The sequence below is a fragment of the Mucilaginibacter sp. genome (assembly GCF_965201005.1).
GTDB lineage: Bacteria > Bacteroidota > Bacteroidia > Sphingobacteriales > Sphingobacteriaceae > Mucilaginibacter_A.
Map to the genome: position 1 here is coordinate 439,637 of NZ_OZ241747.1, position 23,119 is coordinate 462,755.

Sequence of the window (23,119 nt, forward strand, 5' to 3'; positions counted from 1 at the left end):
TATGTGGTAAAAACAGCATTGGTTGGTTGTTGATGCTGTTTTTACCACCTATTTTTTGGGGTGATCAATGGCACTGCGCAAAGTATTTCAATCCTGAAATTTACCCGGTAAAAACAGCATCGACCTAAAACCGGTTACAAAAAGTTTTTTGGTGCTGCAGGAAAAAGCAGGAAAAACGTGGTGCCAACGTTGATCTCTGATTCAAACCAGATTTTGCCGCCGGCGTTTTCAATAGCATTTTTGATAAAAGCCAGGCCCAGGCCCGTGCCAGAACTTTTGGTGGTAAAGTTGGGCTGAAAAATGCTGCTCCGCAGGTTTTCCGGGATGCCGCTGCCGTTGTCTTTCACCTCAATCCGGATGTTGTCGTCCGTGCTTTGATAGGTAATGGCAATTACACCTTTATAGTTTACGGGCATTGCTTCAATAGCGTTTTTAAGCAGGTTGTTAAAGCAGCGCATCAACTGGTCTTTATCTGCCCGGATGAGGTAAAGTTCATCGGAGGGTGCATAATCAATACGCATGTTTTCACTTTGACTGAAAATATTGGCTGCCCCGGAGATCACATCAAAAATATTGACCACTTCCGGTTTTGCATCGGGCAATTTGGCAAAATCAGAAAACTCGGTGGCAATGCGCGATAAGGTTTCGATCTGCTCGATAAAAGAAAGACTGAATTTTTGAAATTTCAGGTCGAATTTCGGGTCTTTGTCTTTCCAGGATTTACTGAGCAATTGCAAACCCAATTTAAGCGGCGTTAAAGGGTTTTTTATTTCATGGGCAATTTGTTTGGCCATTTCGCGCCAGGCGTTTTCCCGCTCGGATTTGGCCAGCTTGCCGGCACTCAACTCCAGCGAAGTAATCATTTTGTTGTATTCTTTAATGAGCGAACCGATTTCGTCGTTCCGTTTCCAGTTGATCGGTTCGGTTTTGCGGCCATACACGGTGTTGGTTAAGCCCTGCTGAATCAAAGTAAGCGGATTGGTGATTTTTTTAGCGATAAAAACAGCAAACAAACCTACGGCAACCAGCACCAGCGCATAAACGTTGAGCATCGAATTGATAAAATACCCAATACGTGCTTTGTACTGTTCCTCGTTAGAAAAATAGGGCAATTGTAAAAAGTCAACAACTTTATGTTCTGCATCATAAATAGCAATATAGGCCGATTTGTACTTAAAACTGCCGATATCTTCATCATTTAAAAGCTCTGACTTTTGTAAACGCTGCATTTTAACAAAAGCGGTGGCGTTCATCCGGCGGCCAATCAGGCCGTAATTGTAAAGTTTGGGCTGCGTGTAAAGCAGGGGCACGCCCTGGGTATTGTACAAAATCAAATCTACGCCATAGGTTTCTGCGAAAGCACTGAAATGCAGTTCGCGCTCTTCCGGATTGGTAATTTTACTATCTACAAACTGGCTTTCATAATCAGCGGCAATTTGTTTAATTTTTTCATGATTCAGATCATCCTGCTGCTTGCGGTCTTGCCTGCCAAAAGTAATAAACGTAACAAAACCAATAATCAGCAGCGTAATGACCACTGAAGCTACCATAGAAACCTGGATACGGGTTTTATACAATAAATTGTTGGCGGCTACTTGCAGGCTCCACACAAAATGGTTAAAATTTAAAGTTTTAATACGGTTCCAGAACCAGTAAAAAGCAATGACCAGTAAGGCAAAAAATAAGAAAATGACAAAGAAAAAGATGAACACAGACAGTTCATCTGCTAATTTTTTATCTTCCATGCTCACAACAATAAGCTTGCGGGCGTTAAGCTGATAGATTTCGTGGTTGTAATCACCACCCGGATCTTTGGTTTCCAGAAAACTGTATTCGTTTGGTTTGCCTTTAAACTGCTTGTTTATCAGGTTATATTCGTATTTACCGTTTTGATTAAGCAACCTGTTGTCTCTATAAAAGGCATAAGAATAATTTTTTAAATTGCTTTGCTGCGCAGTACTTCCGCCTGACAGCAGTTGCGGAAAGGAAGGATTGGTTTCTAATGATTTTGAGACCAGGTCAATCACCAGCGTACCTTCCAGCTCCCGCCCCTTTTTGATCGGGATGAGGGCAAAATATCTTCTTTCGCCAAAAACATCGGTTACTTTGTAAAAGCCGGTAGTGCCTTTTACCTGTGGCGAACCCAGCAATACCATATTCTGGAAAACATCCAGCTCGTAATCCTGCTGCCCGGATATATTGTGGCGCAGGTTGTTGTAGGCATACACTTTAAACTTGTACTTAGACAGATAATCATCAAAATACATGGTACGGATATGGTTTTTGAGATACACCTCGTTACGATCAGGCTTGGAGAAATAGCGCACTAAAACCGGATCCGTTTTGATGTTGTTTTCTGCACGCTTGAAAATTGATTCGGCATTTGTATCCGTGGTATTGGCCAGCTTTTGCACCAGCAGTTTGCCATTCTCTTTATCCAATACTTTTTGGATAAGGGCAAGCTTGAGGGTGGCAATCAGTGAAGCCGCAAACAAAATCAGGATAAAAACCACAGCGGGCATTTTTCCGCCTTCATAAAAAACATTATAAGCGCGCCAGGCAACCACTGCAGCCCACAGCAGATAAAATGATGTAAATTCTTTACAGAAATATACATGCAGCAAAGTTGCCAGCACAATAGCAACTGCAAAAAGCAATAATTTGGTTTGGTTTGATATGCTGAGTTTCTGACAAACGGTAATACAGGTCTCGGCAAAAAGATAAAAAATCAGGTACGACAGGCACAGCATGATCGTGCCTAAAAAATTGTATGCGGTTAGGTTAAGCAGGTTATCAATATCAAACTGAATCCGAGAATCAATAATCAGGTTTGAAAACAGGTTTGAAAAAACAACCGATAAACCAATGAGTAAAAACAGCATCAGCACAAATAACACATAACTTAAAACCGGCTTAACCTTTGAACGTAACAGCCGACCGCGGTTGCTATAAACAAATGTTGCCAGCCAGCTGATAAACAAAATAATCAGTGCAATATCGCCTATAGAAAAATAAGTAACATAAACATTTTTTAACTGAAGCAGGGGCATCGCTTTGGCTCCGGAAGCATAATCAAGCGCGTGCAGAAAAAAGTTTACGGTGATGCAGGCCAGCACAAACAAACCGGCCAGCAACACGGCGCGCTTTACATAACCTTTGCAAACCAGGTAAGTACAAAAGTTGTAGGCCAGGGCAAATAAAGCAAGCAGGCTCAATCCCCACAAAACAATTTCTAAAGAGGTAAAATAGTTGTTACGGTAACCGGCTTTTAATTTTACATAAAACAAGGTTTGCTGGCCGAGGCTGGTAATTTTATAAGTTTGTTTGCCGGCAGTATTTACCAAATCAAGATAATCATTGTCCAGCAATTGCCTGGAAAACCGGTTTTGAAGATACTTGTTCTGGAGTGTATAAGCTGTTTTTACCGGTATAAAAAACAATACCGAAAAATTGCCCTGGGTTTTTTTGACCACTTCATAATAACCATTATTTTCCTGGGTAAAAGAAGTACCGGCTTTGTAGGCTGATGAACTATCCGGAACGATACGGCTGCTGCTCCAAAAATTTAATTTGTTTTGCCGATAAGTGCAGAAATAGATTTTTTTGTTTTTGGTAATGTTTTGGATCAGGCTTAAAGCTGCTTTTTCATCATGATCAATCCGTTGCAGTGTTTTAAACTGAACCGGGTCACTTAAAATATCCTGAACAAATGCTTCCCGGTCGTTCAGTTTTTTTTGTAGCGTAAGTGCAGAACCGGCCAGCAAATTGCCGGTATCAGAAGTCATTTTTACGGTCAGGGCCGATAAAAACAGACTTACACACAGTACCAGCAGCAAGAAACGTACCTTCACAGATGTATTCAAAGCAGTTGTTTCCATCTGTATAAAAGTAGTATAAAATTTAGCCCAAACGATAGAAATTAAATCCAGGCATGTTCAGTTACTACATTGCGGTCAACTTTTTTTACCAAACCCTGAAGCACACTGCCGGGGCCGGTTTCCGTAAAACTGGTTGCGCCGTCTTGCAGCATCCGTTGCATGGTTTGCGTCCAGCGCACGGCACCGGTCAATTGTTTGTTCAGGTTGATTTTGATTGTGTTCGGATCCGTTGTTGGCTGTGCGTTTACGTTTTGATAAATAGGGCAAACGGGCACTTTGATAGCTGTTTTTAAAATAGCTGTTTCCAGTTCTACACGGGCCAGTTCCATTAGCGGCGAGTGGAAAGCACCGCCAACATTCAGCGGCAAAACACGTTTGGCACCGGCCGCTTTCAGCTTTTCGGATGCTTCTTTTACCCCCTCAATTGTGCCGGAAATCACCAGCTGGCCCGGGCAGTTATAATTAGCAGGAACCACCACACTGCTTTCGCGCTGGCAAATATCTTCTACCGTAAAATCATCCAGGCCCAAAACCGCCGCCATGGTAGATGGCTGTATTTCGCAGGCGTGCTGCATGGCATTTGCACGGGCAATAATCAAACGCAAACCATCTTCAAAACTGATGGAACCGGCCGCAACCAAGGCAGAAAACTCGCCTAAAGAATGCCCGGCAACCATCTCAGGCTTAAAATTATCGCCCAAAGTTTTGGCCAGGATAACCGAATGCAGAAAGATGGCCGGTTGTGTTACGCGTGTTTGTTTCAGGTCATCATCCGTTCCGTTAAACATTACATCGGTAATGCGGAAACCTAAAATTTCGTTGGCCTGTTCAAAAAGTTCTTTTGCTTCCGGATGTTTCTCGTATAAACCGGTCCCCATGCCCGGAAATTGCGCGCCCTGCCCCGGAAATAGATATGCTTTCATAAAATCAAATGGTTTAGCTTAATTTAGAGGAAATCAACTGTAAAAACTCGCTGCGTGTTTTATCGTGCAAAAATGCACCCGTAAAAGCAGAAGTTGTGGTAAACGAGTTTTGCTTTTGGATGCCGCGCATACTCATGCACAAATGGCGGCACTCAATCACTACGCCTACACCAATCGGGTTTAGGGTTGATTGGATGCAATCGCGGATTTCATTCGTCAAACGTTCCTGTACCTGCAAACGGCGCGCAAAAGCATCTACCACACGCGGGATTTTGCTCAGGCCGACAATGTGCCCGTTGGGGATATAAGCCACGTGCGCTTTACCAAAAAACGGCAACATGTGGTGCTCGCACATCGAGTACACTTCAATATCTTTTACAACAACCATCTGGCTGTAATCTTCTTTAAACATGGCAGATTTTAAAATATCTGCCGGGTTTACATCATAGCCATGTGTAAGATATGCCAGCGATTTTGCCACGCGCTCCGGCGTTTTCAACAAACCTTCGCGCTGCGGGTTTTCGCCGAGCTGCGTTAAAATTTCTTCGTAATGACTGGCGATTTTGCCGATACTTTCCATGCTGTAGCGATCTGCTTTTACATGTCCTTCTATCTCATCATCCAAATCAGGAATGTATTGTTCGTTGTTCATTTTTTGATAATGCTTCTTTTACCCGCCAAAATATTCGGCAGAATTGTTTTCGGTTTCGTACAGCTTTACAGAATGTAAAAACACGCCGGGATGCAGCTCGATGGGTTTTTTAAGCTGATTGAAAATCTCAATCGTCAGCAATTCTGTCGAAGCCATTTTGCCTTTCATAAAATCAACATCCAGGTTGATGTTTTTATGGTCCAGTTTTTCAACCACATAATTATTGATGATCACTTTCAGGTCCTTCAAATCCATCAGATAGCCGGTTTCCTGCGTAACTTCACCCTTAATCGTTACAAATAAATTGTAATTATGGCCGTGCCAGTTGGGGTTGGCGCATTTGCCAAACATTTCCTGGTTTTGCTCGGCCGTCCATTCTTCGCGGTACATCCGATGTGCTGCGTTAAAATGTTCTTTCCGTGTAATGTAAATCATCATAACCTAAATTGCTGCAAATATATCAAAACAAAAAGAAGCCGGTTGTTTATAACTTCGCCCCAAATTAGGCTGAAATGAATATCCTGCTTGTTGCCGCCACGCAACCCGAAATACAACCTTTGCTGGATTATTTTGGCGATGAAAAACCGTTTGACGTGCTGATCACCGGCGTGGGCATGGTGGCCACGGCGTTTGCGCTGGGCAATCACTTCGCCCAAAACAAATATGATCTGGTTATTAACCTGGGTATTGCCGGCAGTTTTGACCGCAGTTTGGTTTTAGGCGAAGTAGTTGAAGTTGAAGAAGATATTTTATCAGAATTGGGTGCCGAAGACGGTAACGGTTTCCTGACGATAGAAGATTTAGGTTTTGGCGAAAGCCGGTTCCGGCCGATTGGCACAATGCTGTTTTTACCGGTAAAAAAAGTGCGTGGTATTACGGTAAACACGGTTCATGGCGATGAAAACTCGATCCGGAAAATAACCAAACGGCTGCAGCCGCAATTGGAAAGCATGGAAGGTGCGGCCTTTTTTTATGCCTGTAAAAACAGTATGGTGCCCTCGGTACAGATCAGATCGGTGTCAAATTATGTAGAGAAACGCAGCCGCGAAAACTGGAAAATCGGTTTGGCCGTTAAAAACCTGAATGATTTTGCAATTGGGCTTTTAAAGAAGTTAAGCTTATTGCGTTGCCATCTCGACCACGGGGGAAATTTTCATTCAACATGATTCCTATTTTTAGGTGATAAAAGAAGCATCACTGAAAACCAACAACTAAATAACATGAAACTTACACTCGGTTTTTCGCCCTGCCCAAACGATACTTTTATTTTTGATGCCTTGATCCACCATAAAATCGATACCGAAGGTTTGGATTTTGAAGTGTTTTTTGATGATGTGGAAACGCTGAACCAGAAAGCTTTCCGCGGGGAACTGGATATTACCAAACTCAGTTATCACGCTTTTGCTTACGTAACCGGTCAGTACGTTTTGCTGGATGCAGGCAGCGCGCTCGGTTTTGGCGTTGGCCCGCTGCTGATCTGTAAAAATGAGCAATTTTTAGATCAGGAAACCCTCAAATCCATAATCCGAAACCTTAAAATTGCCATTCCGGGAAAATATACCACGGCCAATTTTTTGCTCAGCTTAGCCTTCCCCGAAGGAAAAAACAAAACGGAAGTGCTTTTTTCGAAAATTGAAAACCAGGTCATCAGCGGTGAAAAAGATTTGGGTTTGATCATTCACGAAAACCGCTTTACGTATCAAAACAAAGGTTTGCACAAAATTATTGATCTGGGCGATTTTTGGGAGTGCGAAACTGGTTGCGCCATTCCGCTGGGCGGCATTGTGGCAAACCGTAATCTGCCGGAAGAAATTCAGCATAAAATCAACCGCGTACTGCGTAAATCGGTAGAATTTGCCTTTGCCAACCCAAAATCCGGCTTGGGGTTTATCCGCCAACACTCGCAGGAAATGAGCGAAGAAGTGATGTACAAACATATTGATTTGTATGTAAACCAATATTCGGTTGATTTGGGCGGGGAAGGCCGAAAAGCCATCCGCATTTTATTTGATAAAGCGATGGAAACGGGCATTATACCAAAAGTTAGTAATCAACTGTTTTTATCCGTATAAATAACGTTTCTGCTTGTGGTAAATACGTGATTTTTATCTTTTAAAATAATAATTGAATCCTCAGTTTAAGAATTCCGTATTAATTTCACTGAAAAATACCCGATAAAAGAAGCATGAACAACTTCAGCGAAACGATCAGCCTGTTAGAAAATTCTAATTTTTATTATATCATCATAACGGCCATGGACGGCAATTACAGCTATGTAAACACGCATTATGCCAACGCTTTCGGATACATTGCCGAGGAAATGGTTGGCCAACCGTACTACATTACCATGCACCCGGACGATACCAAAGTTTGCGGGGAAGTGGCGGCAAAATGTTTTCAAAATCCGGGCAAATCGTTTCCGGCAACCATCCGCAAGCATGATGGCAAGGGCGGCTACATCATTACGCAGTGGGAATACCGCGCCATTTTTGATGAGCAGGACCAGCCGGGCGGCGTGTTTTGCATGGGTTATGATATTACCGAATACATGCACGCCAACCAGCAATTAGAAGTGGCCAAAACAGAAATTGAGCAGAAAAGAAGTATTTTAGACCAGATTGGCTGGGAACAGTCGCACCTGATCCGAAGGCCGGTAGCCAACATTATTGGCTTGGTCAATATTTTGAACAAGATGGATTTAGACCAAAACACTAAAAACATTTGCGAAATGCTGGCCGATAGTGCCACCCAAATGGACGAGGCCGTAAACGGAATTGTCAGGAAAACGGATTAAACCAAATTTTACCCGATAAAAGAAGCATCAGTTTTTATCGCCCAAAATTATTGGCGCGCCTTTGCCGTTCCCCATCAAAATTACTTTGGTGTTGGGCGATAAGGCAATTGCTTTTTGTGCCTGGATAGATTCGTACTGCAACTGCTGCTCGGTTAAATTGGTGGCGATAATACGCTGATAATCAGCAATCCCCTGCGCCTGGATGCGTTTTTGCTCGGCTTGCTGGCGTTCTTTCTGCAACACAAACTGCATTTTTTGCGCATCCTGCTCGGCATTTATTTTGGATTCGATGGTTGCCCGGACGGATTGCGGCAGTGTAATGTTACGGATCAAAAGCTGCTGTAGTTCCAGTCCGCGTTTGGCAAAACTTTCGCTGATGGTGCGGTAAATCTTGTCCTGAAATTCCTGTCTTTTAGTGGAATACAAAGCCACCGCTTCATAATAAACAGCGTTATCGCGGATGGCCGTGCGCGAAACCGGCCGCACGATTTTATCCAGGTAATCGGCACCGATATTTTGCAGGATAAACGGTGCCTGATCCGCCTTCAGCCTAAATAAAACCGACAAATCTATGGTTACTTCCAAACCGTCCGCAGATAAAATACGGATGGCATCATCGCCTTCTTTTTGCCCTTCGTTGCTCTGGCCGCTCATGGTGTAATTTTGGGTTTTGGCATCAAACGTAGTAACGTCCACCAGTGGGTTGATAAAGTGCAAACCGCTGGGCAGCACATCATTTTCTACCTTGCCAAATAGCGTTTTTACGCCTACTTTGCCGGGCTCTATCACTTTAAAAACCGAAAAACTTAGCCCTAAAAGAAGCATTGCAATACCGGAAACAGAAATAACCGGACTATAAGCCGGGTTGATGGAAGGCGTGCGTTTGAACCAGCTGCCGGTAACCAGCAGGATAACACCCAGAATAATCAGCAGCATGTGGTTTTAGGTTTATAGGTTTTATTTTTTTTGAAGTGCGCGTACTTCTTTGGCCAGCCGTATTTTAAGCAGGATGGCCACAACAATAATAAAAACACCGGCCGCCAGCCAATCATAACGCTGGTGGTTGAAGCTCCAGTAAATCAGGAACACGCACAAAATAATGCTTAAATTGTACAAAATGTTGAGCAGCAGTTTGGCGCCCATTTTAGTAAACCTGCGTTTCGGGGTCAATTTCCTCGGCCCAGGCCAGCAAACCGCCCTTTAAATTATATAAATTAGTAAAACCCTGCTGCTCCAGCTGCATAATGGCAGCAGCACTGCGTTTTCCGCTGCGGCACATGACCACAACTTCTTTATTTTTATCAATTTTGCCGGATTCAATCAAAACGCCGCTCAGCGGAATCAGTTCGCCGCCCAGGTTAGACATTTCGTACTCAAAATCTTCCCGCACATCGATCAGTTGGAAATCTTCACCCGAATCCATTTTATCTTTCAGTTCCTGAACGCTTATTTCTTTCATTTTTTAGTTTGATTATGCTTCAAAGTTAAGCCTTTAATTGATTTTTAAAATCAAATTTAACCGCCGGTAAATAATTATTTCAGCGGATGGCCGTTCTCAAACCGTACTGTTTTTACCAGGTAAAAAAAGCATTGATAAAAGAAGCATCAACCTAAATATGAGCCGGATAGCATTTTTGTTATGTACTTTTGAAAAATGAAACAAGTAAACCGTTTTTTCTGGTTCTGCTCCGGCGTGCATGTGGATACGCTGAAAAAGTACCCTATCGAACTGAATAAATATGTTGGCATTGGCGCAACCATATTTTTTACGGCTTTATTTGCCTCGCTTTCAGGTGGTTATGCCATGTATTTTGTTTTCAGCGGAAACCCTGGCGCGCCGTTTTTTGCCATTTTGTTTGGGCTGATCTGGGGTTTGGCCATTTTTAACATGGACCGCTATATTGTGGGCAGTATCAACAAAAGAGGTTCTGTTAATTCTCAGATTTTGCAGGCCACGCCCCGGATTTTGCTGGCGGTTATGATCGGGATCGTTATTTCCCGCCCGCTGGAACTGAAGATTTTTGACAAAGAAATCCGCAACAAACTCAAAACCTCTTACCTTAAAGGCCAGCGTTCTAAGATCGATACCATGAACATTACTTTTAACAAAAAGTACGGTATGGATTTGGCCAAAGCTGCCGACATCAAAGCTGAAAAAGATTCGCTGCAAAAAGATATAACCCGCTCCCGCTATCAGCTAAACCAGGAAATTTTTGGCGATAAAACCAATCAGACTTCCGGCAAAACCGGTTTCGGCACGTATGCCAAACAAAAAGACGCGGTTTTGAAGGAGAAGGAAGCGCGGCTAAACACCGTTCGGGACGAGCAGCTGAAGGAAGATCAGTATATCTCAAACCGTAAAAATATAGAAGGCGTTACCGATACCAAATTGTTTAACGACCGGCAGCTGGACAGTTTGGCCAACGTGGCCGGATTTTCTGACCGGAACTGGGCTTTGGGCCAGCTTTCCTACAATAACAACGGCACGCGCGACCTGGACACTTACCTGGCGCAATCTTTCATCAGTTATTTGTTTATTTTGTTTGAATGTTTGCCGGTTTTGGTCAAGCTGATGTCGCCGAAAGGCCCGTATGATGTAGCACTTGGCAAAACCGAAGAAGCCAACATCCATTTCGCAGAAAAAGATATGGAGCAGGACATAACGGTTACCGATGCCGTGCAGGACCATCGCATCAACACCAATATTTCTTTGATCAAAAACAGCATCAGCAAGCGCGCCGAGCGTAAAGCTGTGCGCGAGGATTTAAAAACGTAAATGCTTCTTTTATCGATCTTTTTTAGGATAATTGGCAGATTTTCAATTTTAAAACAATTTATTAAAGCAAGTCTGCCATCAACCATGAACAAAAAACTAAGTTGCATACTGTTTTTACCTGCCTTTTTTTGTTGCCGGGTTTTTGCCCAAACGCCCGAGCAGCTCATCAGCAAAAACGATGTGGAACGCATCATCAAAACGCTTTCTGCGGATGATATGCAGGGCCGTGCCACGTTTACGCCGGGAATAGAAAAAGCGGCAAAATTTATCGAAAGCGAATACAAAATTACCGGTTTACAGCCGCTTGCAGGGAACAAAGATTATCGTCAGAGTTTCAGCATGACGAAAAGTACACCGATTTCGGTTTCTGCTTCCGTTAATAACAACATCATCCCGAAAGAAAACGTAACGGCAATAAGCGGTGCACCAACTTTTACCTGGGGCAACGATGCGGATGTGGAAGTGGTAAAAATAAAAGCGGAAGATAATTTCAGAACGGAATATGGCAAAATCCTCGGCAGCAATAAAAAAACGCTGGTGCTGGTTGATCCGCGTTTTGAAGCTTATTTTAAACGCATTGCCACCCGGAATGCCGACGGGAACATCAGCCGGGAAACCAACCCAAACCAGCAAATTGTTTTTGTTTTGGGCGATTTTACCGAAGTGAAAGCTTTTGCCGCCAGTTATACCGGAAAAGTGGAAAAACTGCCTTTATTTAATATTGCGGGCATGATCCCGGGAAAAACCAAACCGGATGAATACGTGGTTTTTTCCGGCCATTACGATCATCTGGGGATTATCAAAGCAGTAGATGGCGATTCGATCGCCAACGGTGCCGATGACGATGCCAGCGGCACAACCGCCGTAATCGAACTGGCCAAATACTATAAAAAACTGAACAACAACGCGCGTACCTTAATTTTTGTTGCTTTTACGGCAGAGGAAATCGGCGAATTTGGCTCGGCTTATTTTGCCACGCAAATCGATCCGGTAAAAACAGTAGCGATGTTCAATATTGAAATGATTGGCAAGGCTTCTAAATTCGGACCAAATTCAGCTTTTATCACCGGTTTTGAACGCTCTGATTTTGGGCCGATCCTGCAAAAAAACCTGGAAGGGACAGATTTTAAATTTTATCCTGACCCATATCCGCAGCAAAACCTTTTTTACCGCAGCGACAATGCCTCGCTGGCAAAAGTTGGCGTGCCGGCACATACCATCTCTACCGATCAGATTGATACGGATAAATTATACCATAGCGTAAAAGATGAGTTTAGTTCGTTGGACGTTAATAATATTACGGCAACCATCCGCGCAATTGCGCTAAGTTCGAGAAGTATTGTGAGCGGAAGAGATACGCCAAAACGGATCCCGAAGCTGGAGGAATAAGCTTATTTTATGATGTTCTCTATCCACGAATATTCGTGTCAGTCTTATATAACTTCCTTTTTGTCGCGTTACTTCGTATCCATATTTACCGGATAGTATTTTGATAAAATCCTTTGCTGACAGGTTTTCTGGCGTCTTCATAATTGAATATTGAGCCTGTTTAAACTTTTGTTTAATCCGTTTCTTAATGCTTCTTTTATGCCATAAAAAATGGTAAGCTTCGTTCCGCCGGCACTGATTTTTATAGGTTAAAAACAGCATCAGCTATTCATCACCGCGCCACAATTGATCAAAATATGTTTTGCTGCCGATGCTGTTTTTAGCATAGGAAAAAAGGGTTTACACAACTATAATTTCCGGTTAGGTTTGTGCCGATGATCTCGTCCCATCTGTAATTTTCTCTCCAGTAATACTCGCCGCCCACGCCGGGTTTGCAATAATTCCATCGATAAAAGAAGCATTGAGTTGTGTTGCTGCTTTTGCCAATTGGTTTTTATCGCGGATGTTGGCTGTTAAAATTTGGTGATTGTTTCCTGGCAAATAGTTTATAGGTAGTAAAAACAGTATGCTTCTTTTACCACCTATAATTTGGTAAGGGTTTAAGGGTGATGGATTACAACCTGTTTTTTGGTAACCTCTTTGCCATCCTAAACATGTAAAAAGTAGTTGCCGTTTTGAACATCGGCCGTATTTAAAACCACACCTTTGCCGTTGTTGCTTTTACCTGATTTTAAAACCTTTCCTTTATCGTTGTATAATTCCACACTAAAACTATTTAGTGTTTTGCTTTGCGTACCGGCATCTGATGTTGCAGCGGGGTTGGAACTGTCGGAGGCAGTTTGGTAATCAACCGTCATCTCCTGGTCTGCCGGGTTTGGGTAAGAGGCAACCCTGCTCCCAGTGCCGCAAGGGCTGTAAATGGTTACACCACCGTTTGCGGTATTGCCGCAAGGGTCTGTATAAGTTATATTGGCGCCACCACCGCCATGTACCGTTGCATAAGTACTTGGCGAATTAGGGCTTTGAAAGGTTATAGTACTGCCTGATGAAAGGTTGCTTGCCGTCCAACGCCAGTTGGTGGCATTTGGGTTACTTGGCGTGGCCTGCAAAAGCCAGTCCTGGTAGCCACCGCTCCGGCAAGAACCGCTCATGGTTGCGGAAATGGAAGTTACTGTTGGAGAGGTATTAACATTTACAGTAAATGAAACTGGTAGAGTACCGCAAGTTGTTGGAATTGCGGCTGTAAGGGTTATCGAACCATTGCCCGCAGGTGTTAAAGTTGCAACATTGTTGGATACGGTAATATTAACAAGACTGGATGGATTTGCTGTCCAAGTTACTGAAGAGCCAGCCGGTAAATTAGTCACGGAATACGGTTGCGCGTTACAAATACTAGCTAAGCCGTTGACTGAGAATCTAGTTGCGATCACCGGTGCTTGGGGTTGTTGGTCGATTTCATTAGCTAACCACTGCGCGCTACAAACCGTTAGGGAAACATGGTTTTCATTCTTGTTTGGTGTAAAGTAAGTGTTAAACGGAGTTTCACTACTTGTAACCAGATTTCTGTTGCTAAAATCTTCACCGTAGTTGGAACCATTTGTAACAGCAAGAGAACTTTTAGCCGGTATAAAGGAATGTGTGGGTATAAGTGTGTAGACCATTGATCTCAAAAACCATCCTTTAGCACCGTGCAAGCCATCCTGTATACCTGATACAATCTGTTGCTGTGTATTGTAATAACCACCAGATATATTATCCAAACCTATAGAGTTATTATAAGTAGCCCCATAATCTGTCCTTTTAAGGAAAATACCAAAAAGGGTACCTGAAAAAACTTTATTATAGCCATTATAACCAGGACTAAAATAAGAATACATATTAACAGCTTTAGCAGCATCAAGTGTTATCCCTGCTGCAACAGCAATAGCTTGAACCACTTTTATTAATATCGCCCTGTATATAAAACCAACTGCAGCTGTTCCTATAAATCTTGTCAAGGTAGTTGGCACTATTGCAACATTAAGGTTTAAACTACCGAAGTTGCCTTGTGTCAGGCCGTTTCCCGCACCGTTAATTAAAGCAATTTTTCTAAGTTGTGAAGGAAAACCTAAACTATTTAGTTCCTGCATAAAAGAATTACGTGTACCATAAGGCGTTGGTAGCGGTTGTTGGTTTGGTTTTATATAATGATCGAGCAGCATTTCTTTTGCAGCAGGAGAATTGATGGTTGAGTTAATTTTCTCCTTTGCAGAAGGGATGTGTAACACGTTACCGAGGTAATCTAATGCAAATTGATCACCTATTGGGATGTTGGCACCTAAGTGAGGGGAATCAAAAGAAACCCAAAGGCGGGTATTATGAGGCATGTTATGGTCTTCCATATACTTCAAAGCATACCGACTGATTAATCCACCCATACTTGGGCCAATGACAACTAATTTTTCGGTACTTCCGTTTTGTTGTAAAATCTGATTAACCTTTTGTATCAGTGTGATCAACGTAAAAGCATTTCTTTGGATATAATCGGCACCGCCGTCAATTTGTACCCCATTTTTGTTGTAAGTTGGAAATTTTAGGAAAATAACATCATATCCCTTAGCCAACATCTCATCACCAAAATTATTTAGATTGTTATTGTAATATAAGTTATTATGTAAATAAGTTATATCATTTCTGCTTCCTGGATTAAAACCATTGATTATTATAATTGGTTTTCTTAACATCTGATCACATGTATTAGTATGGTAAACAATTGTAGCAACCCCTTCTCCCTTGGTTGTGGTGTTTTCCTTTTCATAGCCCTGAAACCCGATGTCTGCAATTATTCTTGGTAAATCATGAGGGTTATTAAAACCGTTACATGTCGGCGCACCTTGAGGGGTAGGACTTTTTATTGCCAAGCGACTTTCAGTCGAACTTATATTTACATAAATGGTACTATAAGTTTCCACCTGTGTGCCATTAGAATAGTTGATATAATAATGAACTGTTTTTACTCCTGAAGAAGAATAATTAATACTGGTTCCCTGTCCTAAACCGATTGTATGCAGCCCAGTACCATCACCAAAATCAACATTTAGGTTTGCAATGGCATTGCTAGTATTGTTAAAGTATAACGAAGACGACAGTTCAAAATACGGTGAATTAGTGGTAATGGTGTCTGTTAGCACTGCCGCCACACTAACTAACCTTTCTAAATATGGGGAACGTGGCCTGTTTGCCACATCATAAAACAACATACCCGAGGTTGTTAGAAGATTGTTGTTTATTGCAGTCGTATCAATATAGTTAAACCTGTAATTTAGAATCCCAATTGGGACTATGCCATAATTTAATTTATTTGTAATTCGCTGAGATAGAGTATCAGGAATAATCATCCCTGCATTAGAGTAAGCAGCATAAAAAAGTTCACTATACGCTTGTATCAGGTGAACTTTCGAAGAGGTATCCGCATAGTTCTGGTTAAAAATAGGCAGGGCTGCCAATGGATAAATCCGGTCGTAGAGGATGCCGGTAGTAATCCCAGATTTGTTTAAATTGCTAAAGCAGCTATCGGCTGTTTGCGTATAGTCTTTAAGTGTTTGGGAACGGACAGTCAAACTTGCAAGGATTACTAAAACAAAGAGTAGTATTTTTTTCATAACCTAAAAATTAATTTTTCATATCAAAGCGGCCGTCAGTAACGGCGATAACATCTGCTGAGTTTTCCGAGTTTACAGCTGTAAAGGAGAAAGTGCCAGAGATAATTTGGGATAAATAATCTATATGGTTAAAGTTGATGCTTCCACCATTTGCACTGTACCGAAAGCCATTTCCAGTATTAGAAATTAGTTTTCCATACGTTATATTAAATGCCCCTTCTGAAATAGGAGGAGAAACTGTTAGATCTATTGTATAATCCGACTTATTTCCTATATACATAACCGCTTCACATTCAAAATGATAACTATTGGTAGCCCCTCCCCCCCTAAGCCCACCAATAAGGCCGGGTGCGAAAAGATCATTTTTTGCCACGTAAACCTTACCATTTATTTTACAAGAAAAAGTATTGGCACCAGTTTGGGTGGGTTTGGTCAGGCTTTCTTTATTACAAGAAACCAGTAATGGTAAAAAAAATAGAAACAGGGAAAACGTTCTAAGCGGTTTCTTAAACAGGTAAGGCAGTGTTTTCATAAGCATTTTTATAAAACTATGAGCAACAACAAAAAGAAAATAAGTTTTTATTCGGTAGAAGTAGCAGGCGGCTTTTGGTAATTTTAGGCAATTACAAAAGCTTTATTTAGGTATAATAATGTTTTACGATAAAGATATTGGCTTTGTTTTACAACTGCAATTTTATTTAGGTTAAAAAATTGTTAAGTAAAAACATCTGTGCCTTCTTAAAACAGGTCAACTCCTATTTTTGCCCGGTAAAAGAAGCATCAACAAAAAAGGCAGGCCAAAAATTAAGGCTTAACAGTTGGATTATTATATTCTAAGCTCAAGGATAAAAACAACTTCAACTGTTCATATTAGAAGAATGGTTGAAGTTTATTAGCTAAAGCAAACTTTTCAAACTCTCCAAAGTATCCGCTTCCTCCTTTTTCTTATCGTGCCGCCAGCGCAAAATCCGCGGAAAACGCAAAGCAATTCCCGATTTATGCCGCGAAGATTGGTTGATGCCTTCAAACCCAATTTCAAAAACCAGTTCGGGTTTTACGGTGCGTACCGGGCCAAATTTTTCGAGCGTGTTGCGTTTTACAAAAGCATCCACTTTGCCAATTTCCTGGTCAGTTAAACCGGAATAGGCTTTGGCAAAAGGCACCAAACGGTCGCCGTCCCAAACGGCAAAAGTATAATCGGTATAAAGGTCGGCGCGGCGGCCGTGACCTTTTTGTGCGTAGATCATTACGGCATCCACCGAAAGCGGGTCAATTTTCCATTTCCACCAGTCGCCGCGTTTTCTGCCAACCTGATAAGTTGCGTTTTTTCGCTTCAGCATAATCCCTTCGGCAATCATCTCTCTGGATTGTTTTCTAACTTCTGTCAGTTCTTCCCACGAAGTAAAATTAATAATGGGCGACACCCGAAAAATAGAGCTAAAAACAGTATCTCGCTGCAATTGCTCCAAAATTTCCCGGCGCTCGGTTTGCGTTTTGCTGCGGATGTCTTCGCCGCCGACTTCCAAACAATCATAAGCAATAAAAGCAACCGGGTTTTCTTCCAGTATTTTTTTGGTGAGGTTTTTCCGGCCGATACGCGTTTGCAGCAAATTAAACGGAAGCGGCTGTTCATCACGGAAAGTCAACAGTTCGCCGTCTAAAACTGTTCCTTCGGGCAAAGCCTGGATAAAAGGATGCAGTTCCGGGAATTTTTCTGTTGCCAAATCTTCGCCTCGGCTCCAGATAAAAATCTCACCTTTTCGGTGGATAATTTGCGCGCGGATACCGTCCCATTTCCATTCCGCCTGCCATTCGCTTGAGTTGCCCAAAGCAGTTTGCATTTCCTCCGGCGATTTCTGTTTTTCGGAAGTTTCCTGGATTGGATAGGCCAGAAAAAATGGATACGGGCGGGAAAGATCGTCCAGCGCGCCCTGCTCTTCCATTAATTGATCGAAAGTATAAACATTTGGGTCCCAGCTGCCCATGATGCGATGTGTGAGTGTTGGCGCATCCAGTTTAGATATCTCGGCCAATGCTTTTACAACCAAACTTTGCGAAACGCCAACCCGGAAACTGCTGGTCAGCAGTTTATTAAAAACAAAACATTCCTGCCGGGACAATGAAGCCCAGGATTCTGTGAGCCAGAGTTTGCGCTCCACCTCATCCAATTTGCTTAGCTGATTGATTTCTGCAATCCATTCCGTCAGGCTTTTATCGGAGGATTTGGTGCTGGTTGGCAGCAGCAGCGAAATTGTTTCCGCCAGATCGCCCACAACCTGATAGCTTTCCTCAAAAAGCCAAACCGGAATATTGGCCAGTTCTATTGCCCAGTTTTTTACCAAGGTTGAATTGATTTGACGCTTGGGTTTTCTGCCGCTAAACAAAGCGAGCATGTGCATTTTGTCTGCATCGCTTACGGTTAAAAAGTAAGCTTTGATGGCGTTTACCTTTTCGTTGGTTTTGTTGGTTTCGTCGAGCGCGGCAAATAAGGCGGCAAAGTGTTTCATAAAGATTTGGATTGATTGGCTTCGGCTTCACCAAATGTTGCAATAGTTTCGTTTTATGCGGATACTTCTTTTACACCTGTTTTTTTGGTGTCCGCTTCGTCTGCGATCCCCGCTTTTCCGCTCTCATTTTCCCCGCTCTCCGCTCCTAAATCGTCGGACGGAACTTCACCCTCACTTTCATCGCCGCCGTACAACGTGTGGACTTCGTGTGCATCAAAACCTATCTCCCTTAAATATCTGGAAAAGGTAGCCGTGTAACCATGCGTTAAATAAACCGATTCGCAGCCGGTAGCATCAATAGCGGCGATCAATCCGTCCCAATCAGCATGATCAGAAAGTACAAAACCACGATCGGCAGCGCGCCGTTTTTTGGCACCGCGCACGTTCATCCAGCCGGAACAAAAACCAAATTCAAACGGTGCGAGTTTGCGCATCCAGTTGCTGCCTACAGCGGATGGCGGCAGCAAAATAATTCCTTTTTTCAGGTCTTCCTTCGGGATTTCCGGGCTGATGCGTACTGTTTTTGGCAGCTCAATCCCGTTTCTGCGCAAAGCATCATTGGTGTTTTCGATCACGCCGTGTGTAAAAACGGTACCAAGAGAAAGATCCAGGTTGCACAAAATGCGTTGCGCTTTCCCCAAAGAATAACCGGCAATAATGGTGGCTTTGCCTTCTTCAATGTTCTTTTCCCACCAATTATTTATATCGGTAAAAACAGTATGCTGGGGTTTCCATTGGTAAACAGGCATCCCAAAAGTGCATTCCGAAATAAAATGATGGCATTTCACCGGTTCAAAAGGCGTGGAAATGCCATCATTTTCTACTTTATAATCTCCGGAAACTACCCAGACTTCGCCCTGATATTCAACCCGGACCTGCGCCGAACCAATAATATGCCCGGCCGGAAAAAGCGAAATCTGCACACCATTTTTACATACCGTTTCTCCATATGGGATGGTTTGCAAGTTGATGTCTTCCCCCAAACGGTACTTTAAAATTTCCCGAGAAAGCTCATGCGCCAGATAGCGTTTGCTGCCGGGCCGCGCATGGTCGGCGTGTGCGTGGGTAAGCACGGCATCATCTACCGGCCGCCACGGGTCGATGTAAAAATTTCCTTCGGCACAAAAAATACCATTGTCTGTAAACTGGAGCAGCTTGGCCATGTGTGTGTAACGGGAGAAATGAATATTTGGTTTGAAACAAAAAAACCTCCGGCAGTTTGGCCGAAGGTTTTTTAGGTGATAAAAACAGTATTACTTTTTTATATCGATGTAATCTGACAGGATTTGCCCGGCTTCAATTTTCAGGAAGTCTGCATCTTTGTCTTTCGTACGCGCTTCGCCTTTTACAAGCGGTTTCAGCCCTAAAGCTGCCCGTCTTGCGTTATCATGGGCCAGGCTTTTTGCATCATCGGTATCACGCTCTTTTTTCAGATCCGCTTCATTTAGCGTAACGGTTTTTTCGGCGTCTTTTTTCTTATAATCTGCAATGTCCTCGATCAGGTTTTTGTAGCTGACGTTGGATTGCATCCGTGTATCGTGCAAGGTTTTAAGCTGTGGGATAACAGATGTAAAGCTGCCGTAAACAGTATAATTGCTGCGCGGGATCATATCAAAAGGCAATGCAGAAGCTTCGGTATCTTCTCCATATTTATCCAGAGGGATGGCCGATGGAAACTGAATGTCCGGGATAACGCCTTTATGCTGCGTAGAACTGCCGCTGATCCGATAAAATTTGGCAATAGTTAAGTTAATCTGACCATAGCTTTGCGGACTATCAGTTGCGTTGGTGCTTACAGCTTTACCTTTCACACTGGCCAGCAATTTAGAAAAAGAATTACCGATAACTTTATCCAAGTCAATGGCAGATTGTACCGTGCCTTTGCCGTAAGTTTGTGTTCCGATGATCAATCCTCTGCCATAATCCTGTATTGCACCGGCAAAAATTTCGGAAGCAGAAGCACTAAAACGATCAACCAGCACAGCCATCGGCCCGTCCCAGGCTATAGAAGGGTCATCGTCATCATCCTGCTCAATTTTGTTTCGCACATCCCGGACTTGCACCACCGGGCCGGTTTTGATGAACAAGCCAGTCAACTGTATGGCTTCCGGCAAAGAACCACCGCCGTCCTGGCGCAAATCTATCACAATACCATCCACTTTTGCGGCTTTTAAACTATCGATAATCAGTTTTACATCACGGCTGATGCTGCGGTAATTTTTATCACCGGCCTGATATGCTTTGTAATCCAGATAAAACCCGGGCACATCAATGATACCGATTTTCAGCGTTTTCCCGTTTTGATTATAAGTCCGGATTTCTTTGCTGGCCAGCTGATCTTCCAAAACGATTTTTTCCCTAACCAATTCTATAATCTTAGGCGTTGTTACGGTTTTTCCTTTTGGCAGGATTTTAAGGCGTACAATTGTTCCTTTCGCCCCCCGGATCAACGTGATGGCGTTATCCAGCCGCCAACCGATAATATCTTTAAACTCGCCATTTTTACCTTGCGCCACACCAACAATCCGGTCGTCAATCGTCAGCAGTTTACTACGGTCTGCCGGCCCGCCTTTTACAATGGTTTTAATCGTAACGTAATCATTTACAGATTGTAACGAAGCACCGATCCCTTCCAGCGATTTAGACATTTCAATGTTGAACTGCGCCGCGTTGGAAGGGTTAAAATAGTTGGTGTGCGGATCGATAGATTCTGTAAACGAATCCATAAAAAGCTGGAAAACATCCTGATTATTGAGCTTTGCAGATTGATTGATGAGGTTTTGATAACGCTCTTTCAGCGTTTCTTTGTTTTTTGCCAGGTCTGGTGTAGCCAAATTCAGGTTCAGCAAATCATATTTTACGCGCTTGTCCCAAAATTTGTTCAACTCGGAAACCGAAGAAACCCAGGGCTGATTTTCGCGGTTAAAAACAAATTCATCATGCTGCGTAAAATCATAATTTTTGCCCAGCTGCTCCAGCGAATATTTGATCCGCTCGTTGTAACGCTTTTGGTAAACATTAAAAATGTAAAAAACGTGGCTCAAATCGCCGTTTTTCAAATCATCGTCCAACTGTGTTTTGTATTGATCAAAATCTTTTAAATCCGATGCCAGCAGGTAATTACGGTTATCGTCCAACGCTTTGATATACTTATTGAAAATCACGGTCGAAATCGAATCGTTCAGCTTGATTTTTTTGTAATTATAGTTGGTGATCATTTCCGTAACCTCTTTACAAACAATCGCTTGCTGCTCGTCCGGCTCCAAATTTCTGGAACCGGCCACTTTTATAGGTTCTCCCGGCGTGGCGTGGCAGGCTACGGAAGCACCAAGAATGGCCATTAAATACAACTTTTTGAACATATTTTTTATCAACGTTAAATTAATTTCAGTACCAAACATCCGGCTTTTAAGTAAATACAGTTTGCTAATTTAAAACAAAAAAAAGACAGTCAATACGGCTGTCTGCGCTATGATAACAATATTACAATCAATTGTTTTTAGCAAAATCAAACCGGCGTCAATTAAAATCCCTCACCTAAAAATAGCCCGTAAAAACAGCATGGGCAAACCGGTCAGCAGTCAATCCTGTTTCTCAAACAAAGGAACGGTTTTGCATCAATTAACGGTTTTTGCGGCGTTTAGTTATCAAATCTCAAAATTGTTGATGGAGTTTCTTTTTGAGGATTTTATATTGATAAAAGAAGCATTTTTGCAGCATGGAAATATTAACGCAGCCCGAAGCCTGGATTTCACTCATCACTTTAACGGTTTTAGAAATTGTTTTGGGGATTGACAACATCATTTTTATTTCGATTTTATCCGGAAAATTACCGGCCGGGCAGCAGGACAAAGGCCGGAAAATCGGGTTGTTCCTGGCCATGTTTACGCGCGTTTTGCTGCTACTGTCGCTCACCTGGATCATGAGTTTGACCAGGCCGATCTTCAATTTGTCTGGTTTAATTGGCGCAACCGATCCGGACTGGGTGGCAAAACTGGCCATTTCAGGCCACGATATTATATTGATTGCCGGCGGTTTGTTCCTGATTTATAAAAGTACCGCCGAAATACACGAAAAATTTGAAGGCGGCGAGGATGATGCCGAAAACATTAAACCCAGATCATTTTGGGCCACAATTATAGAAATTGTGTTGCTGGACATTGTTTTTTCGCTGGATTCTGTGATCACGGCCGTTGGCATCGGCAGCCATTTGGAGGTGATGATCGCTGCAGTGATCATTGCCGTCGGCATTATGATGTGGGCATCCGGGCCGGTATCTGATTTTGTTAATCTGCACCCAACTGTCAAAATGCTGGCCTTATCATTTTTATTGCTGATCGGGTTTTCGCTGCTGGCCGAAGGGTTTGATCAGCATATCCCGAAAGGTTATTTATACTTTGCCATGGGTTTTTCCATTTTGGTAGAAGTGCTGAACCTGCGCTTGCGTTCCAAATCCAACAAGCTGAAAAAAGTGTTGTAAAAGAAGCATTGTCATCCTAAACTCGTTTCAGGTTCTCTCATGAAAAGTAATAAACCTTATTTGTAAAGTGCCGAAACAA

20 protein-coding genes are annotated in these 23,119 nt (G+C 42.7%); 7 read left to right on the forward strand and 13 right to left on the reverse strand.

What is annotated here, in order from left to right:
* Window positions 1-134 precede the first annotated feature (134 nt).
* The 4 genes from ACOFKR_RS01925 to ACOFKR_RS01940 are packed head-to-tail and all read right to left on the reverse strand — an operon-like array spanning window position 135 to window position 5,888.
* Window positions 135-3,878: an ATP-binding protein gene (locus tag ACOFKR_RS01925; protein WP_419802346.1), complete on the reverse strand. Its 3,744-nt coding sequence runs from the start codon at window positions 3,876-3,878 to the stop codon at window positions 135-137.
* A 41-nt stretch (window positions 3,879-3,919) separates the two neighbouring features.
* Window positions 3,920-4,801 carry an ACP S-malonyltransferase gene (gene fabD, locus ACOFKR_RS01930; RefSeq protein ID WP_419802347.1) on the reverse strand — a complete coding sequence of 294 codons (882 nt, stop codon included), beginning with the start codon at window positions 4,799-4,801 and terminating at the stop codon, window positions 3,920-3,922.
* 13 nt (window positions 4,802-4,814) lie between these two features.
* Window positions 4,815-5,453, reverse strand: coding sequence for a GTP cyclohydrolase I FolE (gene folE, locus ACOFKR_RS01935; protein ID WP_419802348.1), 639 nt, complete (start codon window positions 5,451-5,453; stop codon window positions 4,815-4,817).
* 18 nt (window positions 5,454-5,471) lie between these two features.
* On the reverse strand, window positions 5,472-5,888 hold the full coding sequence (locus tag ACOFKR_RS01940; RefSeq protein WP_419803604.1) for a 6-pyruvoyl trahydropterin synthase family protein: 417 nt from the start codon (window positions 5,886-5,888) through the stop codon (window positions 5,472-5,474).
* A 77-nt stretch (window positions 5,889-5,965) separates the two neighbouring features.
* Here ACOFKR_RS01940 and mqnB point away from each other — a divergent pair, with 77 nt between their 5' ends.
* From mqnB to ACOFKR_RS01955, 3 genes are all read left to right on the forward strand, one after another.
* Complete coding sequence (gene mqnB / locus ACOFKR_RS01945) at window positions 5,966-6,619, forward strand: futalosine hydrolase (protein ID WP_419802349.1); 654 nt, start codon at window positions 5,966-5,968, stop codon at window positions 6,617-6,619.
* Window positions 6,620-6,673: 54 nt separating this feature from the next.
* Window positions 6,674-7,525 (forward strand): menaquinone biosynthesis family protein, encoded by an 852-nt coding sequence (locus tag ACOFKR_RS01950; protein ID WP_419802350.1) that lies wholly within the window; start codon window positions 6,674-6,676, stop codon window positions 7,523-7,525.
* A 113-nt stretch (window positions 7,526-7,638) separates the two neighbouring features.
* Entirely contained in the window at window positions 7,639-8,247 is a 609-nt protein-coding gene (locus tag ACOFKR_RS01955) for a PAS domain-containing protein (protein ID WP_419802351.1), read from the forward strand.
* A gap of 27 nt (window positions 8,248-8,274) precedes the next feature.
* On the opposite strand, the gene ACOFKR_RS01960 is transcribed toward ACOFKR_RS01955, so the two are convergent.
* From ACOFKR_RS01960 to ACOFKR_RS01970, 3 genes are read right to left on the reverse strand one after another with little or no spacing between them, the layout of a single operon-like run.
* Entirely contained in the window at window positions 8,275-9,183 is a 909-nt protein-coding gene (locus tag ACOFKR_RS01960) for a prohibitin family protein (protein ID WP_419802352.1), read from the reverse strand.
* A 21-nt stretch (window positions 9,184-9,204) separates the two neighbouring features.
* Entirely contained in the window at window positions 9,205-9,390 is a 186-nt protein-coding gene (locus tag ACOFKR_RS01965; protein ID WP_419802353.1) for a DUF6358 family protein, read from the reverse strand.
* Between the two features lies 1 nt (window position 9,391).
* The gene (locus ACOFKR_RS01970) at window positions 9,392-9,706 is read right to left on the reverse strand and encodes a rhodanese-like domain-containing protein (RefSeq protein WP_419802354.1); all 315 of its coding nucleotides are present in this window, start codon (window positions 9,704-9,706) and stop codon (window positions 9,392-9,394) included.
* Window positions 9,707-9,901: 195 nt separating this feature from the next.
* Here ACOFKR_RS01970 and ACOFKR_RS01975 point away from each other — a divergent pair, with 195 nt between their 5' ends.
* Together ACOFKR_RS01975 and ACOFKR_RS01980 are read left to right on the forward strand one after the other, a co-directional pair.
* Window positions 9,902-11,023, forward strand: coding sequence for a DUF4407 domain-containing protein (locus ACOFKR_RS01975; RefSeq protein ID WP_419802355.1), 1,122 nt, complete (start codon window positions 9,902-9,904; stop codon window positions 11,021-11,023).
* Window positions 11,024-11,107: 84 nt separating this feature from the next.
* Window positions 11,108-12,412 (forward strand): M28 family metallopeptidase, encoded by a 1,305-nt coding sequence (locus ACOFKR_RS01980; RefSeq protein ID WP_419802356.1) that lies wholly within the window; start codon window positions 11,108-11,110, stop codon window positions 12,410-12,412.
* A 360-nt stretch (window positions 12,413-12,772) separates the two neighbouring features.
* Here ACOFKR_RS01980 and ACOFKR_RS01985 read toward each other — a convergent pair whose 3' ends face one another.
* From ACOFKR_RS01985 to ACOFKR_RS02010, 6 genes are all read right to left on the reverse strand, one after another.
* Entirely contained in the window at window positions 12,773-12,952 is a 180-nt protein-coding gene (locus ACOFKR_RS01985; protein ID WP_419802357.1) for a hypothetical protein, read from the reverse strand.
* A 107-nt stretch (window positions 12,953-13,059) separates the two neighbouring features.
* Window positions 13,060-16,053, reverse strand: a complete 2,994-nt coding sequence (locus tag ACOFKR_RS01990) for a T9SS type A sorting domain-containing protein (protein ID WP_419802358.1) — start codon at window positions 16,051-16,053, stop codon at window positions 13,060-13,062.
* A 10-nt stretch (window positions 16,054-16,063) separates the two neighbouring features.
* Window positions 16,064-16,585 carry a hypothetical protein gene (locus ACOFKR_RS01995; RefSeq protein ID WP_419802359.1) on the reverse strand — a complete coding sequence of 174 codons (522 nt, stop codon included), beginning with the start codon at window positions 16,583-16,585 and terminating at the stop codon, window positions 16,064-16,066.
* Window positions 16,586-16,949: 364 nt separating this feature from the next.
* Window positions 16,950-18,560: an ATP-dependent DNA ligase gene (locus ACOFKR_RS02000; protein ID WP_419802360.1), complete on the reverse strand. Its 1,611-nt coding sequence runs from the start codon at window positions 18,558-18,560 to the stop codon at window positions 16,950-16,952.
* 53 nt (window positions 18,561-18,613) lie between these two features.
* Window positions 18,614-19,723, reverse strand: coding sequence for a ligase-associated DNA damage response exonuclease (locus ACOFKR_RS02005; RefSeq protein WP_419802361.1), 1,110 nt, complete (start codon window positions 19,721-19,723; stop codon window positions 18,614-18,616).
* A gap of 90 nt (window positions 19,724-19,813) precedes the next feature.
* Complete coding sequence (locus tag ACOFKR_RS02010) at window positions 19,814-21,922, reverse strand: carboxy terminal-processing peptidase (protein WP_419802362.1); 2,109 nt, start codon at window positions 21,920-21,922, stop codon at window positions 19,814-19,816.
* Window positions 21,923-22,031: 109 nt separating this feature from the next.
* Here ACOFKR_RS02010 and ACOFKR_RS02015 point away from each other — a divergent pair, with 109 nt between their 5' ends.
* Both ACOFKR_RS02015 and ACOFKR_RS02020 read left to right on the forward strand, forming a co-directional pair.
* Window positions 22,032-22,355: a hypothetical protein gene (locus ACOFKR_RS02015; protein WP_419802363.1), complete on the forward strand. Its 324-nt coding sequence runs from the start codon at window positions 22,032-22,034 to the stop codon at window positions 22,353-22,355.
* The gene (locus tag ACOFKR_RS02020) at window positions 22,279-23,040 is read left to right on the forward strand and encodes a TerC family protein (protein ID WP_419802364.1); all 762 of its coding nucleotides are present in this window, start codon (window positions 22,279-22,281) and stop codon (window positions 23,038-23,040) included. Before ACOFKR_RS02015 ends, ACOFKR_RS02020 begins: the two co-directional genes overlap by 77 nt.
* Window positions 23,041-23,119 lie beyond the last annotated feature (79 nt).

Coding starts and splice junctions, on each gene's coding strand:
- ACOFKR_RS01950 (WP_419802350.1), top strand. CDS start 6,674: ATGAAACTTACACTCGGTTTTTCGCCCTGCCCAAACGATACTTTTATT.
- ACOFKR_RS01995 (WP_419802359.1), bottom strand. CDS start 16,585: ATGAAAACACTGCCTTACCTGTTTAAGAAACCGCTTAGAACGTTTTCC.
- ACOFKR_RS01990 (WP_419802358.1), bottom strand. CDS start 16,053: ATGAAAAAAATACTACTCTTTGTTTTAGTAATCCTTGCAAGTTTGACT.
- ACOFKR_RS01955 (WP_419802351.1), top strand. CDS start 7,639: ATGAACAACTTCAGCGAAACGATCAGCCTGTTAGAAAATTCTAATTTT.
- ACOFKR_RS01980 (WP_419802356.1), top strand. CDS start 11,108: ATGAACAAAAAACTAAGTTGCATACTGTTTTTACCTGCCTTTTTTTGT.
- ACOFKR_RS02010 (WP_419802362.1), bottom strand. CDS start 21,922: ATGTTCAAAAAGTTGTATTTAATGGCCATTCTTGGTGCTTCCGTAGCC.
- ACOFKR_RS01970 (WP_419802354.1), bottom strand. CDS start 9,706: ATGAAAGAAATAAGCGTTCAGGAACTGAAAGATAAAATGGATTCGGGT.
- ACOFKR_RS01960 (WP_419802352.1), bottom strand. CDS start 9,183: ATGCTGCTGATTATTCTGGGTGTTATCCTGCTGGTTACCGGCAGCTGG.
- ACOFKR_RS02015 (WP_419802363.1), top strand. CDS start 22,032: ATGATAACAATATTACAATCAATTGTTTTTAGCAAAATCAAACCGGCG.
- ACOFKR_RS02000 (WP_419802360.1), bottom strand. CDS start 18,560: ATGAAACACTTTGCCGCCTTATTTGCCGCGCTCGACGAAACCAACAAA.
- mqnB (WP_419802349.1), top strand. CDS start 5,966: ATGAATATCCTGCTTGTTGCCGCCACGCAACCCGAAATACAACCTTTG.
- ACOFKR_RS02005 (WP_419802361.1), bottom strand. CDS start 19,723: ATGGCCAAGCTGCTCCAGTTTACAGACAATGGTATTTTTTGTGCCGAA.
- ACOFKR_RS01940 (WP_419803604.1), bottom strand. CDS start 5,888: ATGATTTACATTACACGGAAAGAACATTTTAACGCAGCACATCGGATG.
- ACOFKR_RS02020 (WP_419802364.1), top strand. CDS start 22,279: ATGGAAATATTAACGCAGCCCGAAGCCTGGATTTCACTCATCACTTTA.
- fabD (WP_419802347.1), bottom strand. CDS start 4,801: ATGAAAGCATATCTATTTCCGGGGCAGGGCGCGCAATTTCCGGGCATG.
- ACOFKR_RS01965 (WP_419802353.1), bottom strand. CDS start 9,390: ATGGGCGCCAAACTGCTGCTCAACATTTTGTACAATTTAAGCATTATT.
- folE (WP_419802348.1), bottom strand. CDS start 5,453: ATGAACAACGAACAATACATTCCTGATTTGGATGATGAGATAGAAGGA.
- ACOFKR_RS01925 (WP_419802346.1), bottom strand. CDS start 3,878: ATGGAAACAACTGCTTTGAATACATCTGTGAAGGTACGTTTCTTGCTG.
- ACOFKR_RS01975 (WP_419802355.1), top strand. CDS start 9,902: ATGAAACAAGTAAACCGTTTTTTCTGGTTCTGCTCCGGCGTGCATGTG.